Here is a 14,442-nt window from a genome sequence, read left to right on the forward strand (position 1 = left end):
TCCGCCGAGCGGTCGACAGTTCGCACCCCTACGAGTGGATTTGCTCGTTGCCGAAAAGACCTGGCAGCCCGCCTGTATGGAGAAATACTGCTGTGCCTTCTGGTAGACGATCGTGGCGTGCCGCGCTGATTAAGCCGGCCATAGCACGCCCGGTATATGTCGGGTCGAGGATAATGCCTTCCATCCGAGCGGTCAGATCTATCGCTTCTCGTGCCGCCTCCGTGAGGTACTCGTATCCGGCGCCGACCTGCTCCCCATCAATGCGAAGCGCACCGCTGGCAAAACCCATCTCGTCGATGAGGCGTGCGACCGTGGCTCGCGCATCTTTGAGAGCTCCAGAGTCAACGCCAAGTACGCGCTCCGCCCCAATCGCTGCGACGAGGCCGGCCATCGTCCCGCCCGAGCCTACTGCCACGGTGACGCTCCCCAGATCAGGTACCTGCTCAAGTAGCTCCATTCCCGCTTGCCGATACGCCTCCGCGCTAAGTGCGTTCGTTCCGCCGAAAGGTATCCGAAACGCGTCGCGTGCGGTCGCCAATTCTGCGGCGATGCCTTCAGTGTCGGAGGTCCCGGCGAATACAAGCTCAGCGCCCAAGATTTGATCGAGCAGGAGGTTGCCAGTGAGTTTCTCCGGGCGTTCTCCTCGAAGCACGAGTATCACTTGCATTCCAAGGCGCGCTCCCGCGGCAGCCGTGAGCCGCGCGTGATTGCTTTGCTGAGCGCCAGTGGTGATGAGGACGCGTGCACCGTGGTTTACAGCGTCCGCCATGGTGATTTCGAGCTTACGCACCTTGTTTCCACCGCCCGCAAGGCCCATCAGGTCATCGCGTTTGAAGACCAACCGGTCTCGTGGGATGCCGAGGGCCGCAGCTAGCCGGGGTACCGCTTCTACCGGTGTCGGCCGTTGAAAGAATTGCATCTTCTCTTCCATCCATAGCTTCGTGTCAAAGGTCACGGGAACGGAGGGCGGGCATCGGAGGTCAGTAAGCGACTAGCCGCCGCCGAAGCGACACGGTGCCCAAAACGAGCCCGACTACGGCCGTCGCCAGCAGCACCGTCAGGTCCCGGCCCAGGTTGTCGGTCGACTGGTAGAAGATTGCAGCCTCCAGCGCATCCACCCCATAGAACGTCGGTGTGAAGTGCGCTATGGCCTGGATCCAATCCGGCAGGAACGCCGCAACACTGATTCCTCCGCTGAGGAAGAACAGGTAGATCGAGAGGTTGATTCCGGCCCCGGCAACGGCTGAGAAGCGCCGCAGCGCACCTCCCAAAGCAGTACCGAGCCCAGCGGCGGCCAGCGCGATCAGTCCGATCGCGGCCAGCGCAGGCAACCAATACCAGCCGGCAGGCCGGAGGACCCCAAAGGCGAACGACAACACCAGAACCACCGCCGCCACCAGCATCGTTGTTACCCAGCACGCCAGGATCTTCCCGGCGATCAGCGTCCCGCGGCCGATCGGGGCGAGCAGCAGGGCTTTGATGGTCAGGTCTTCGAACTCGCGGGCGGCAGCCAGCCCGCCGTTGACGATCCCCATGATCGTGAGCAGGAGCACGAGGATCGGCACGAGCTGGAACTGGACCAGGTCCACGTCGTGCGGCCTCAGGTCCGATTCGGCGATGCCGACCATGATCGGCGTGTCCGGCTGGCCGGCATAAAAGTTGGTAATGGCCGCTGGCACTGAACGGCGCAGATCGTTGGTGAAGTCGAGGTTAAGGTTGTTGATCTGCACGCTGACGGGGTCGGGCCGCTGTGCACCGTAGTCGTCGTCGAACGTGGCGGGTACCGTGATGACCGCCGCAACCTGAAGGGTGTCCAACAGATGCGTTGCTTCAACGGGGTCGGCACGCTGGACGCGGAAGGCGTTCGAGTCCTCAAGGATGGATACGAGTCGTTGCGCCTGCGGCCCGCTGTCCTCGACCACTAGCGCGACCGGGTTCCGGCCGACCGCCCCGGCCACCACGAAGATGATCAGCAGGAACGCGACGGGCGGCAGCAGGCTGGCCAGAATCGCCGTCGGCGTGCGGAACCACGTCAGGATGTCTTTAGCCGCAATTGCGAGAACCGCGCGTCGCGCTCCCATCACTGCCTCGATCCTCGCCGCCCGAACACGAATGCCGCGAACCCGACGGCCACCAAGGTGAAGGCCCCCAGCACGATCGCGTCGACGGCCAGGCCTTGCGGAGCGGTCTGGTAACCGTGGAAGGCGTGCTGGAAGGCGGCGATCGCATACGTGAGGGGCGATATCGCGGCGATCCCGCCGGGGATTGCGCCGAGCCAGTTCGCCGGCCCGAACGGTCCGCTCAAGAAGAACAGGGGTAGGACGGCCGCGATGGACAGGGGGATTGCCTGCTGTCGCCGACGGACCAGCGTCCCGACGAGGACGCCGAGGGCGAGGAACGCCGCCAGTATCAGGAGTCCGAAGCCCAATACTTCGAGGGGATGGAGCGGGTGGACTCCAATAAAAAGGACCACGACGGCGAGTAGCAGCAGCGCGGACGCTGCCGCGAGGACGGCGGCTCCCAGTACCTTGCCTACACCGATGGTCAAACGGCTCACAGGCGCCAATGCGAGTTCCTTGATGGTCCCGAGTTCGTAGTCCCGCGCTGTATTGACGCTGCCTTGCAGTTGGGACGCGAGCATCAGGCCGGCAACCATGATGCTTACGGCGAGGTAGGGAATGTAGCCGGTGTCTTGGACTTGGACGTCGGATTCGCGGGCGGTCACCACCACTTGGTCGGGGAAGGCATCCGCGTAGAAGGACGTTATGGACAGCGGAACGGCCCGGCGGATGTCGTTGGTGAAGTCGACGTTCAAGTTGTTGACTTCCACGGGAATGTCGATTCGCGCTTTGGCGGCGAGCGCGGCGTCGAACTCTTGCGGCACGGTGACGACGGCGACGATGTTGCCTGCCCGGATCTCACTTTCCGCTTCGGCCGAGGAAGCAGCGTGGATGATAAACGAATGTGAGCCGCCCATGGCCTGAACGAAGCGTTCCGCTAGCGGCCCGTGGTCATTCATCACCACGGCGATCGGCGCCTGGCCCCCGCTGATTGCGAAGAGGAGGAAGAGCAGCAGGAAGTTGATCGGGATGAGGACCCCGATGATCGCGAAGAGCGGCTCGCGGAGGGTGAGCCGGACGTCCGTGGCCGCCACCGCCCGGATCACACGGAGGTTATGGCGGGCGCTCATTCCCGGAGCTCCTTGCCTGTCAGGCTCAGGAATACCTCGTCCAAGCTTGGCTCGCGGCTCTGGATATCTTCAAGGCTTGTCACTCCGACGACTTCCGTCACGACCTTGCCTGTGACGTCGGCACCGCCCTCTACAGTGACCTTCAGCGAACTGTTGGAAGCAACTGCCGAGACAACGCCGGGGAGTGCGCGGACCTTTCGAACGATGTCTTCCCCAGGCGCCGGATGTGTGCGCATTTCAAGCACTGTGTCACCGAAACTACGGCGCAGCTTGGACGGCGAATCGAGCGCCACCAGTCGTCCGCGGTCGATGATGGCCAAGCGATCGCAAAGGGCATTCGCCTCCTCAAGGTAGTTGCTGGTGATGAGTACGGTGGTACCGCTCTCCTTGAGTTCGAGGATCCGGTCCCAGAGGGCATGCCTGCTCTGCACGTCGACTCCAAGGGTCGGTTCGTCGAAGTAGAGCAGCTCCGGTTCGTGGAGCATTGCCCGGACGAGTGCCAGCCTGCGCTTCATGCCGCCGGAGAACGTGGCGACGCGGCTCTTCCGGCGTTCCTCCAGTTGCGCCAATTCGAGCAGCGAGGTGATCTTCCTTTCGAGACCATGCTTGGGCACGTCGAAGAGGTCGGCATGAAACCGGAGGTTGGCCTCGGCCGTGAGTTCTTCGTAAAGTGCGTTCTCCTGGGGGACCGTTCCGAGGGAGCGTCGGATCCTGCGGGGATCTGCCAGCACGTCGATGCCGAGGACGGTGATGGCGCCGGAAGTGGGGAGGCTCAAGCCGCTGATCATGTTGATGGTGGTCGTCTTGCCCGAGCCGTTGGGCCCGAGGAGGCCGAAAATCTCCCCGCGCTCAACCTGCAGGCTGAGGTCGTCGACGGCGGTGAAGGAGCCGAATCGCTTGGTGACGCCTATGAGCTCAATGGCCGTTTCGGTCATGCCTTGCATTGCACTACCCCTGTTTCCTTGCCGGACGTGACCGCCCGGCGCGAATGGCGGTCGCCGCTTCCGTCAAAGCGGCGTAGTTGTGCCCACTGATGAAGGCGTCACAGTAAGGCAGCGCAGCGGCCATCCCGCCCGCCAACGGTTGGTAGTCCATGCCGGCCTTCCTCGGGTTCACCCAGACGATCCGGTAGGCAAGCCGCCGCAACCGCGCCATCTGGGCATCCACCAGGTCCGGTGCGTCCTGGGCCCAACCGTCGGAGAGCACCACGATAACCGCGCCCCTGGCCAACCCGCGGCGTCCATAGCCATCAATGAAGCGTCGGAGGCTCTCCGCCAGCCTTGTGCCACCCGCCCAGTCCGTGGCGGCGGCGGCTCCGAGGGCCAGGGCCTGGTCTGCGTTCCGGTTCGAAAGCTGCCGGGTCAGTCGGGTGAGCCGGGTGGAAAACACGAAGGCCTCTGCCTGGGCGCCGGCCGCCGCGCCTTGCAGCAGGGAAAGGAAGACTTGGGTGTACGGCTCCATGGAACCGGACACGTCGCACAGGAACACCAGGCGGCGCGGACGCGGACGACGGCGGGCATACACCAAGGAGCTTGCGTCGCCCCCGCTGCGCCGGGCCGCGCGGATGGTGCGCCGGAGGTCGAGCTTTGCGCCGCTGTGCGCCCACTGGCGTGTCCGGCGGCTTCGGCGCTCGGGGGTAGCGAGCACGATCCGCCGCACCAGCTGGCGCACTTGGGCAGTTTCTTCGGGGGTCAGCTCGGCGAAGGACTTCTCATGCAGGTGCTCGTCAGCGGAGGCCATGGCCAGGATTGCCTCGAACCCGGGTGCGTTGGATTCGTCGTCGCTCCCTGCGCCGGGAACGGCGACGGGTGCCCGCGAAGCCGGGACGTGACCGTCGGCATGGGCCAGGCGTCGCTCGCTTGGAGCCGCCCGGGCGTGCTCCTCCAGGCCGATCGCCGGCGGATTGTTGGCATCGCCGCGGGTTTCTGCCGGATCGAGAATCCCGTCAAATGCGGCCGAAAACACGGCGTCGAATACCGGCAGTTGTTCGTGCGAGGAGACGAGTGCCACCCGGCACGTCCAGTACAGCGGCTCACGGGCAGCAGGGGGAACGATCCTGAGCGCCTGGGCCAGCCAGGCCGCGCGGTCCGGGGAGCTCGGCAGCCCAGCACGGCGCAGGGCCGTGCTGAACCCAACCGCCAAAGCCGCAGCATCGACGCCGGACCGGCCATCCCTGGGCGCGTACTCAGTCATGGCCGCCGGCCACCCATGCCGGGCCGCGGGCCCACGCAATGTCCAGATCGTCGCGATTCTTCAGGACCGAACCCCAGGTCTGTTTCACCGCAGCCGGATCCAACCGGTCCACGCCAAGCACCGTCAGCGCAGACACCCAGTCGATTGCCTCCGCGATCCCCGGGGGTTTGGCCATGTCCAAGGAACGCAGCCTCGTGATGGCCGACGCCGCATCCAGGGCGAGCGGCTCGGCACTCCCAGGCACCCTCCGGCGAACGATCGCGGCGATGCGCTCGGGCCGGGGGTAGTCAATCCAGTGGTACAGGCAGCGCCGGGTCAGTGCGTCGTGCAGGTCCCTCGTCCGATTGGATGTCAGGACGACGACGGGCGGGTGCGTGGCGCGGATAGTGCCCAGTTCGGGAATCGTCACCGCGGCTTCGGCCAGCAGCTCGAAAGTGAAGGCCTCGAACTCCGCGTCGGCCCGGTCGATCTCGTCCAGGAGCAGGACGGCCGGACGCGGGCCGGGATGCTCGATCGCCTTCAGCAGCGGGCGACGCAGCAAGTACTGTTCCCCGAAAAGATCGGCCTCCTCCACACGGACATCCCGGACCTCAGCCAAGCGGATGCCCAGAAGCTGGCGTTGATGGTTCCACTCGTAAAGCGCCTCGCCGACGTCGATGCCCTCGTAGCACTGCAAGCGATACAGGGGAGTATCGAGCACCTTGGCCAGCGCCTTCGCCGCCTCGGTCTTCCCGACGCCGGCCTCACCCTCCAACAGGATGGGTTGCGGCAGGCGGACAGACAGGAACAATGCGGTCGCCAGTCCGACGTCGGCGAGGTAGTCGCCGTCGTCGAGCGCGGACATGAGCGCGGAAACGTCCGGGACAAGACGCCGCACCTCGTCTTCCGCACCCGCCCGCACCGGCCCGGTCATCGGACAGTATCCAGCTGGGCAGCCGCCCGCGAAGGGCCGGACCTTCCGATCGCCGGAATGGATTCGGCGGTCCGGGGCTCAAGACGCAGTGGCATAGCGCTCCGGATCGGCGAGGAAGGCCCTCCTGCATCCAGCGGAACAGAAGTAGTAAGTCGTTCCGGCGTACTCGGCGTGCAGCGTGGACTCCACAGCCGCGACGCTCATGCCGCAGACGGGGTCCACGGCGCTCGCGGGCTCGGCGCTCGCGGGCTCGGCGCTCGCGGGCACCGGATCCGCCATCGCAGTCTCCGCCGTCGTAATCGCTTCGGACCGGCCAAGGTAGCGCACGGACACAAGCTCCGCCAGAATCGACAGCGCGATCTCGGCAGGCGTCCGGCCGCCCAGCAGCAGTCCGGCCGGGCTGTGTACCAGCGCACGCTGGCCGTCGTCGACGTCGAGTGAGGCCAGGACGGCGGCGCCGCGCGTGCGGCTGGCGACCAGGGCGACGTATGGCACCCCTAGCCGGAGTGCGGACTCCAAGGAGGGCTCCTCGTCCCGGCCCTGCGAGGCGACGATGAGGGCGGCGTCGTCGGCCCGCGGTTCCGCCGCGGTTCCGTCGGTGAGTTCCATGTCCAGGTCGAGGATGGCACCCAAGGCGCCCAAGGCCTGTGCCACGGGGGTCGCGCCGACCACCACCACCCGGGGAGCGGGCATTTGCGGTTCAAGGAAGATCTCCACCGCGCCGCCGCTGAGGCAGGGATTTGCGACTTCCACGGCGCCCTCCTCGCGGATGCGGGACGGCTCGCCGGGGACGACGCGCAGCAGCAGGGGTTCGTGCCTGGACAGCGTCTGCAGGCCGTATTCGCGCACGGAGGCCTCGACGCACGTGCCGCCAAGGAACCCGTCGATTTCCCCGTTGGCCAGGACCAGGGCGGTGTCCCCGGCGTGGGCGCTGGTGGGGTGCTGGGCGCGCACCACCGTGGCACGCACAAACGGCTCCCGGCGTTCTACAAGTTCCTGCGCCCTCGCCGCCAAGGCTTCTCCGTGCAGGGGCATGTCACACCGGTGGCCTGGCTCGACCCTGCATGGCCTCCCACACCCGGGCCGGCGTGCACGGCATATCCATGTGCGTCACTCCATACGGGGCCAAAGCATCCACGATGGCGTTGACGATGGCCGGCGGGGACCCCACCGTGGCGGATTCGCCGATGCCCTTGGCGCCGATGGGGTGGTGCGGCGAAGGCGTGACGGTAAACCCGGTCTCCCAGTCCGGGACTTCCATCGCCGTCGGAATGAGGTAGTCCATGAACGAACTGCTGAGGCAGTTGCCCTCCTCGTCAAACGCGATGATTTCCATGAGCGCCATCCCGACGCCGTCGGTCAGCCCACCGTGGACCTGGCCCTCGATGATCATCGGGTTGATCCGGGTCCCGCAGTCGTCCACCGCGATGAAGCGCCGCACCTTGACGTGGCCGGTCCCGGCGTCGACGTCCACAACGCAGATATAGGCGCCGAACGGGAACGTCAGGTTGGGAGGGTCATAGGTCACCTCCGCGTCGAGGTTGCCGTCGATACCCTCTGGCAGTGCCACGGTGCCGTGGGCGCCGAAGGCGATCTCGGCGATTGTCTTGCCGGCGCTTGGATCGCCCTTGACGAACCAGCGGCCCTTTTCCCACTCGAGGTCCTCGGGCCGGGTCTCAAGCATGGCGGCGGCAATGAACCTCGCCTTGTCCCGGACCTTGCGCGCCACAAGCGCCACTGCGCCGCCGCTGACGGGCGTCGACCGGCTGCCGTAAGTGCCCAGGCCGAAGGGGGTTTGGTCAGTGTCGCCGTGTACGACGTCGATGCTCTCCGGCGGGATGCCGAGCTCCTCGGCCACGATCTGGGCAAAAGTGGTTTCGTGGCCCTGCCCTTGGCTCTGCACCGAGATCCGGACGACGGCCTTGCCGGTGGGATGGACGCGGAGTTCGGCGCCGTCGGCCATGCCGAGACCGACGATGTCAAAGTGCTTGCGCGGACCGGCACCGACTGTCTCGGTGAAGAAGGAGACACCGATGCCCATCAGCTCGCCGCGCTCGCGCTTTTCGAGCTGCTCGCGCCGGAGATCCTCGTACCCTGCCATTTGCATGGACAAGCGCATGGCTGGTTCGTAGTTGCCCGAGTCGTAAACCCAGCCGGTCTTGTTGGCGTAAGGGAACTGTTCCGGCTTGATGAAATTCTTCAGCCGCAGCTCTGCCGGATCCATGTCCAGCTTCCGGGCCAGGATGTCCACCATGCGCTCCACCAGGTAGACGGCCTCCGTCACGCGGAAGGAACAGGCGTAGGCTACGCCCCCGGGCGCCTTGTTGGTGTAGACGCCCGTGACTTTGCAGTAGGCCGCCTGCAGGTCATAGCTCCCGGTGAAGATGGAGAAGAAGCCGGCCGGGTTCTTGGTGGGCTGGGCAGTGGCATTGAAGGCCCCGTGGTCTGCCAGCACGTTGGTCCGGACTGCCAGGATCTTGCCTTCCTTGGTGGCCGCGATCTCGCCCTGCATGATGTAGTCGCGGGCGAACGACGTCGACATCAGGTTTTCCGAGCGGTCCTCCACCCACTTCACCGGCTTGCCGGTGACAATCGAGCCGACGACGGCCAGGACGTAACCGGGATAGATTCCCACCTTGTTACCGAAGCCTCCACCGATATCGGGGGAGACGATCCGGATCTTGTGCTCCGGAATACCGGCGACTATCGCGTACAGCGTCCGGTGGGCATGCGGGGCCTGGGTTGTTTCGTAGAGGGTCAGCCTGCCGTCGATCGGATCGAAGTCGGCAACGGCACCGCAGGTTTCCATGGGCGCCGGGTGCACGCGCGGATACACAACCTCCTGCGCGACGACGACGTCGGCAGTGGCGAACACCGCCTCGGTTTCAGCCGCATCGCCGATCTCCCAATCGAAGATCCGGTTGTCCGTCCGGCCCTCGACATCGTCACGGATGACCGGCGCGCCGGGGTCGAGGGCGCGGCGGGCATCAATCACCGGCGGCAACATGTCGTATTCGACGTCGATCAGCTCCAGGGCGTCCCGTGCGGCGTAGCGGTCCTCCGCGACGGCGAAAGCGACCTCCTGGCCCTGGAATCGGACCTTGTCCGTGACGAGGACTGCCTGGACGTCCGCCGACAGGGTGGGTGCCCACGCGAGGTTGAGGGCCTGCAGGTCTTTGCCCGTGATGACGGCGAGTACCTTGGGGTGCGCCAACGCTTCGGTGGTATCTATTGAAACCAGCCGGGCATGCGCAACGGGTGCGCGCAGAATGGCGCCATGCAGCATGCCGGGCAGCACGATGTCGTCGATGTAGGTGCCCTTGCCGCGGACGAACCGCGGGTCCTCCTTGCGCTGGAGGCGGCCGAACCCGATCGGGCGGCCCGGGTCTCCGGCCGCCGGGTTGGGTGCATGCTCCTGGGTGGTGGTCATGCCGTCACCTCTTCTGCAACGGCCCCTCCGGCACCGCCGTCGTCCGTCCCAGCGCCCGTCTCTGTGTCCCAACCGGGCGGGTGGGCGGCGGCCCATTGCACAGAGCGGACGATGGTCGCGTAACCGGTGCAACGGCAAATCTGGCCGGAAATGGCTTGGCGGATTTCGGTGTCGTCGGGATGCGGGTTGCGGTCCAACAGGGCCCTGGCGGTGAGCATCATTCCCGGAGTGCAGAATCCGCATTGCAGGCCGTGTTCCTCCATGAACCCCTGCTGCACCGGATCGAGGGTGCCGCCGGCGGCGAGTCCCTCGACGGTCCGGATGTCGTGTCCGTCGGCCATGGCTGCCAGCACGGTGCACGATTTCACCGGCTGTCCGTCCATCAGGACCACGCAGGTTCCGCAGTTGCTTGTGTCGCATCCCCAGTGCGTGCCGGTCAATCCAAGGTTTTCGCGGATGAAGTGGACGAGCAACACGCGGGGTTCGATCTCCCGGGTCACCTCGTCCCCGTTGACCGTCATGCTGATCTGCATTGCTTTCAGCCTTCCTGTGCACCTGCGGCGCGCGCACACGCACGCCGCAGGACCCTGCGGGTGAGTTCGTCGGCCAGATGCCGTTTGTAGTCGACCGGTCCACGCTGGTCGTCGACCGGGTGGCAGGCGGCGGCTGCGATGCGGGCGGCCTCGACGAACAGGTCTTCATGGGGCTGCTGTCCGCGGAGCACGGCTTCGGCCTCGGGGACAGTGCCGTCCAGCCCAACGGCTGTCAGCCCGATTGCGGCCTCTTCCACGGTGCCGTCTTCGGAGAGCCCGACGGCGGCGCCGGCGGCGACGATTGCCCAGTCACCCACCCGACGTTCCACCTTTTCATAGGCGCTGCCCGAGCGCGGGCGGATCGTGAAGCGGATTTCGTACAACAGTTCGTTTTGGGCCACCGCGGTTTCGTAAGGGCCGCGGTGGAAGTCCGACATGGCGACGATCCGTTCGCCGTCGGGCCCGCGGATTACGGCCTGGGCGCGCAGGACATCGCAGACAGTAGATAGGTCTTCGGCCGGATCCGCTTGGCAGAGCGAGCCGCCGATCGTGCCACGGTTGCGGACCACAGGGTCCGCGATCACCTGCTCGGCGTCGCGAATTATCGGAAAGAGCCCGGCGACGTCGGTGGACTCGAGGAGCGCTGTGTGGCGGGTCAAGGCGCCCACGCGCAACTGGTCACCTTCCCGGCGGATGAATTCCAGTTCCGCCAGGTCGTTGATGTCGATCAGCCACTCCGGCCGCGCCAGGCGCAGCTTCATCATCGGCAGCAAGCTGTGTCCGCCTGCGATGATGCGGGACTCGGGACCGTGGCGTTCGAGGAGTGCCAGCGCGTTAGCCACATCGCTCGCGCGCTCATAATCAAATGGAGCCGGAATCTGCACTATCCACCCCTTAGGGCCAGACGTCCGCAGGTCGCAGGACGCGGATTAAGATCAGTCTCGTCCGCGGCATTGTGGGTGTCAACATGGTCAAGGGGGCAAGATCATGGCCACTTTGAATTGCAAAAGAATTTCCCAAGCAGTGTCCTTTTCGCGACGTCTCGACCGTCGTCATGGTGTATCAACCGATAGGAAAAGGAGTCATCGTGGAGTACATGCTTTTCATTTGCAGCGATCCTGCAGCGCCGGAATATGTGGCCGCCGAGGACAATATCGTGGAATGGGTGGCCGAGATGGAAGCCCGGGGCGTGAGCCGCCACGGTGACCGGCTGCGTCCCGTCGAGGACGCGACCACTGTCACGGTGCGGGCGGGCGAGGTAGTTGTCTCGGATGGGCCGTTTGCGGAGACGAAAGAATGGATCGCGGGCTATGACATCATCGCGTGTGCCGATCTCGACGAGGCTATCGAGGTGGCGTCCAAGCATCCCATGGCAAGATTCGGCAAGATCGAGATCAGGCCAGTGTGGCCGCTAGGGGTGTAGCCGTCCGCCCGGCGGCTGGAATTGATGATCATTGGGGGATGAAGTGACACCAGGACTGACGGACGCACGGACCGCCGTCGAGGCCGCCTCCGCCGAGGAGACCGCACGAATCACGGCAACCCTCATCCGCGTGACCGGCGACTGGAGCCTGGCAGAGGATTGTGTCCAGGATGCGTTCGCGCGGGCCCTGGTCGACTGGCCGGAGCACGGCATTCCAAGGAACCCCGGGGCGTGGCTGACCACCGTGGCCAGGAACAGGGCTATCGATCGCATGCGGAGTGCGGCGAGTGAAAAAAGGGCGGTCCGTGAGCTCGCGATCATCGCGCAACTCGAAGGCATGGAAGAAGGGGGCAGCAGTGATCCGGCAGCGGAAGACGACAGGTTGCGGCTGATCTACACCTGTTGCCACCCTGCCCTCCCGCTCGACGCAAGGGTGGCATTGACCTTGCGCACCGTCGCGGGGCTGACGACGGGTGAGATTGCGCGTGCGTTCCTTGTCTCGGAAGCAACCATGTCAAAAAGGCTCGTCCGCGCGCGGGCCAAGATACGGGACGCAGGCATCCCGTATCGGGTTCCGCCGCCGGAGCTGAGAGCTGAACGCACGTCCGGGGTCCTGGCCGTGCTCTATCTCATGTTCAACGAAGGCTATTCGGCCACCGGTGGCGAATCATTGATCCGCGAGCCCCTCGCCCGGGAAGCGATACGCCTCAACCGCTTGCTCGTTTCGCTGCTCGCCGGTTCTCCGCACGAACCGGAGGCTGTGGGTCTCCTGGCGCTCATGCTGTTCCACCACGCCAGGCGAAGCTCGCGAACGGACTCCGCAGGGGACTTGGTGACGTTGGAGGAGCAGGACCGGGACTTGTGGGATCAGGCCGAGATTGCGGAGGCCGCCGCGCTGCTTGCGGCTGCCGAACAGGTCGGCATTTCACGCCGTTCCCGGCCGGGGAGCTACCGTGTCCAGGCCGCGATTGCGGCGTGCCATATGACCGCCCGCACCCCCGGCAGTACGGACTTCGCCCGGGTGGCCTGGCTGTATGACTCCCTTGCGCAAATTGCTCCGTCGCCCGTCGTCGAGCTCAACCGCGCCGTCGCCGTCGCAATGTCCCAAGGGCCGGAGGCCGGGCTTGCACTCATCGACCGGCTGGACCGATCCCGGTCGCTCGAGGGGTACTACCTTCTGCCTGCCGCGAAAGCGGACCTCCTGCGCCGCTTGGGCAGAAAGTTAGAGGCCCGCGACGAATACCAGCGGGCCCGGGAACTCGCACCATCCGAGGCCGAGCGCCGCTATCTTGGCAAACGCCTGGCGGAGACCGCGCCCGCCATTACCTACGAAGGAGAAGAATAAAACACCTAGTGGGTATCCGGTTAGCTCAGGTGGCGGGGTCCGGCCCCGAATCGTGGGCAGTGATTTGGCGGTAGGTGGTCGGTGCTTGGGTAGTTCCGAGGCCGAGCAGGGACTGGAAGGCCGCCATGGGCGTGCCGCGCCTGTTGTAGCGGAACGTGAATTCATCGAGGTACACCTGTAGGTGTTCATCGCCTACGGATCGGTGGGTTCCGCGCAGCCAGGTCTTGAGGTTGCTGATGGCGCGGTGCACGCGGGGAAGGACCGGATCGGTGTCGCCGGCCTTCTTGGCAGCCCGCTGGGAGCGAGGGCGGTGGGTGTAGCCCTTTTTGGCCAACGGCGCGTACCCCATCCAGCCGTCAGTATGCACAATGGCCCCACGAGCCACGGTGTCCATCACGAAACCGGTCAGAGTGTCACCGGAGGCATCCTGGATCACTTTCATCCGCACCCGTCCCGAGCCCTGGCCGCGCACCTCCACGGCAACGACGACGTGCGCGGCCCGGGCTGTGAGGCTCCTGCCGCCGCGCCGGCCGATCTCAGGACCGCCGACCTCGCACTCGTCCACCTCGACCTCACCGGTCAGCAAGGTGCGTTCCGGGTTGACCATAGCCCGGCGCAGCTTGTGCAGCATGGTCCACGCCGTCTCGTACCGGGACAATCCGAGCTGTCGCTGCAGTTGCCGGGCGGAGATCCCCGGGGTGCCCGTCGTCATCAGGTAGGCCGCCCAGAACCATAAATGCAGCGCTGTGTGGGTCTTGTGGAGCACCGTACCGGCCGTCAGCGAGACTTGGTAACCGCAGGCGGCGCATTCCCAAAGTCCCCGCGCCGCCAGGGGCCAGGCAGACCGGCCTTGACACCGCGGACACACGTAGCCCTCCGGCCAGCGGCACTCAAGCAGATAGTCCAGACACGCCTTCTCGTCGCCAAACCGCGCCTGAAACTCCAGAATCGTCCGCGGAAAATCCGGTCTCGACATTTACCCAGACTACCTGAGCTAACCGGATACCCACTAAACACCTATTGCTGATTCAAAACAACTTCGACACCTGGAACGCCCTTCCCGCGTCCGAGATCGAGGCGATCATGCAGGCGCATGCCTCGTTGCAGCTGGAACTCAGGGCCTCCGGAGAGTTTGTGGAGGCCCACGAACTGGGTGAGGAAGCGAAGTTCGTGAGGAACAACGGCGGCGGGTCTACGGTGACCGACGGTCCGTTCATCGAGACGAAGGAAATCGTGGCCGGCTACTACGTGGTCGACTGTGTGGACATGGCCCGGGCCGTGGAAATTGCCGGCAAGTTCGGGGAGGCCAGGCTGTGGCCGATCGAGGTTCGCCCCATGGACCCGTGACGGATGCCGGGAGCGTTGACACTGTTAAGGGCCGCGAGGAGACTTTCTTGTGGGGATGCCTCGTCGAA

At 65.5% G+C, this 14,442-nt stretch carries 14 protein-coding genes; 3 read left to right on the plus strand and 11 right to left on the minus strand.

Features of this window, described 5'->3' with window-relative positions; translation table 11 throughout:
* Positions 1-28: 28 nt before the first annotated feature.
* The 10 genes from NFJ07_RS00940 to NFJ07_RS00985 form a co-directional block, all read right to left on the minus strand.
* Positions 29-931 (minus strand): pyridoxal-phosphate dependent enzyme, encoded by a 903-nt coding sequence (locus NFJ07_RS00940; RefSeq protein ID WP_269991819.1) that lies wholly within the window; start codon positions 929-931, stop codon positions 29-31.
* 49 nt (positions 932-980) lie between these two features.
* Positions 981-2,081: an ABC transporter permease gene (locus NFJ07_RS00945; protein WP_269991821.1), complete on the minus strand. Its 1,101-nt coding sequence runs from the start codon at positions 2,079-2,081 to the stop codon at positions 981-983.
* Complete coding sequence (locus NFJ07_RS00950; protein WP_269991823.1) at positions 2,081-3,190, minus strand: ABC transporter permease; 1,110 nt, start codon at positions 3,188-3,190, stop codon at positions 2,081-2,083. Before NFJ07_RS00950 ends, NFJ07_RS00945 begins: the two co-directional genes overlap by 1 nt.
* Entirely contained in the window at positions 3,187-4,125 is a 939-nt protein-coding gene (locus NFJ07_RS00955; RefSeq protein WP_269991824.1) for an ABC transporter ATP-binding protein, read from the minus strand. Before NFJ07_RS00955 ends, NFJ07_RS00950 begins: the two co-directional genes overlap by 4 nt.
* Before the next feature lie 13 nt (positions 4,126-4,138).
* Positions 4,139-5,383: a vWA domain-containing protein gene (locus NFJ07_RS00960; protein WP_269991825.1), complete on the minus strand. Its 1,245-nt coding sequence runs from the start codon at positions 5,381-5,383 to the stop codon at positions 4,139-4,141.
* The gene (locus NFJ07_RS00965; protein ID WP_269991826.1) at positions 5,376-6,296 is read right to left on the minus strand and encodes an AAA family ATPase; all 921 of its coding nucleotides are present in this window, start codon (positions 6,294-6,296) and stop codon (positions 5,376-5,378) included. Before NFJ07_RS00965 ends, NFJ07_RS00960 begins: the two co-directional genes overlap by 8 nt.
* A gap of 78 nt (positions 6,297-6,374) precedes the next feature.
* On the minus strand, positions 6,375-7,331 hold the full coding sequence (locus tag NFJ07_RS00970; protein WP_269991827.1) for an XdhC family protein: 957 nt from the start codon (positions 7,329-7,331) through the stop codon (positions 6,375-6,377).
* A 1-nt stretch (position 7,332) separates the two neighbouring features.
* Positions 7,333-9,726, minus strand: a complete 2,394-nt coding sequence (locus tag NFJ07_RS00975) for an aerobic carbon-monoxide dehydrogenase large subunit (RefSeq protein ID WP_269991829.1) — start codon at positions 9,724-9,726, stop codon at positions 7,333-7,335.
* Positions 9,723-10,259: a (2Fe-2S)-binding protein gene (locus NFJ07_RS00980; protein ID WP_269991830.1), complete on the minus strand. Its 537-nt coding sequence runs from the start codon at positions 10,257-10,259 to the stop codon at positions 9,723-9,725. Before NFJ07_RS00980 ends, NFJ07_RS00975 begins: the two co-directional genes overlap by 4 nt.
* 5 nt (positions 10,260-10,264) lie before the next feature.
* Positions 10,265-11,143 carry an FAD binding domain-containing protein gene (locus tag NFJ07_RS00985; RefSeq protein WP_269991831.1) on the minus strand — a complete coding sequence of 293 codons (879 nt, stop codon included), beginning with the start codon at positions 11,141-11,143 and terminating at the stop codon, positions 10,265-10,267.
* A 212-nt stretch (positions 11,144-11,355) separates the two neighbouring features.
* Here NFJ07_RS00985 and NFJ07_RS00990 point away from each other — a divergent pair, with 212 nt between their 5' ends.
* Both NFJ07_RS00990 and NFJ07_RS00995 read left to right on the plus strand, forming a co-directional pair.
* A complete protein-coding gene (locus NFJ07_RS00990) occupies positions 11,356-11,682 on the plus strand; it encodes a YciI family protein (protein WP_333482028.1) in 327 nt (108 codons plus the stop codon).
* A gap of 43 nt (positions 11,683-11,725) precedes the next feature.
* Positions 11,726-13,027: an RNA polymerase sigma factor gene (locus NFJ07_RS00995; protein WP_269991833.1), complete on the plus strand. Its 1,302-nt coding sequence runs from the start codon at positions 11,726-11,728 to the stop codon at positions 13,025-13,027.
* A 25-nt stretch (positions 13,028-13,052) separates the two neighbouring features.
* On the opposite strand, the gene NFJ07_RS01000 is transcribed toward NFJ07_RS00995, so the two are convergent.
* Positions 13,053-14,003, minus strand: coding sequence for an IS1595 family transposase (locus tag NFJ07_RS01000; RefSeq protein WP_269991834.1), 951 nt, complete (start codon positions 14,001-14,003; stop codon positions 13,053-13,055).
* Between the two features lie 44 nt (positions 14,004-14,047).
* On the opposite strand from NFJ07_RS01000, the gene NFJ07_RS01005 reads away from it, so the two are divergent.
* On the plus strand, positions 14,048-14,374 hold the full coding sequence (locus NFJ07_RS01005) for a YciI family protein (protein ID WP_269991835.1): 327 nt from the start codon (positions 14,048-14,050) through the stop codon (positions 14,372-14,374).
* Positions 14,375-14,442 lie beyond the last annotated feature (68 nt).

Source organism: Arthrobacter sp. B2a2-09 (assembly GCF_027587375.1).
GTDB lineage: Bacteria > Actinomycetota > Actinomycetes > Actinomycetales > Micrococcaceae > Arthrobacter.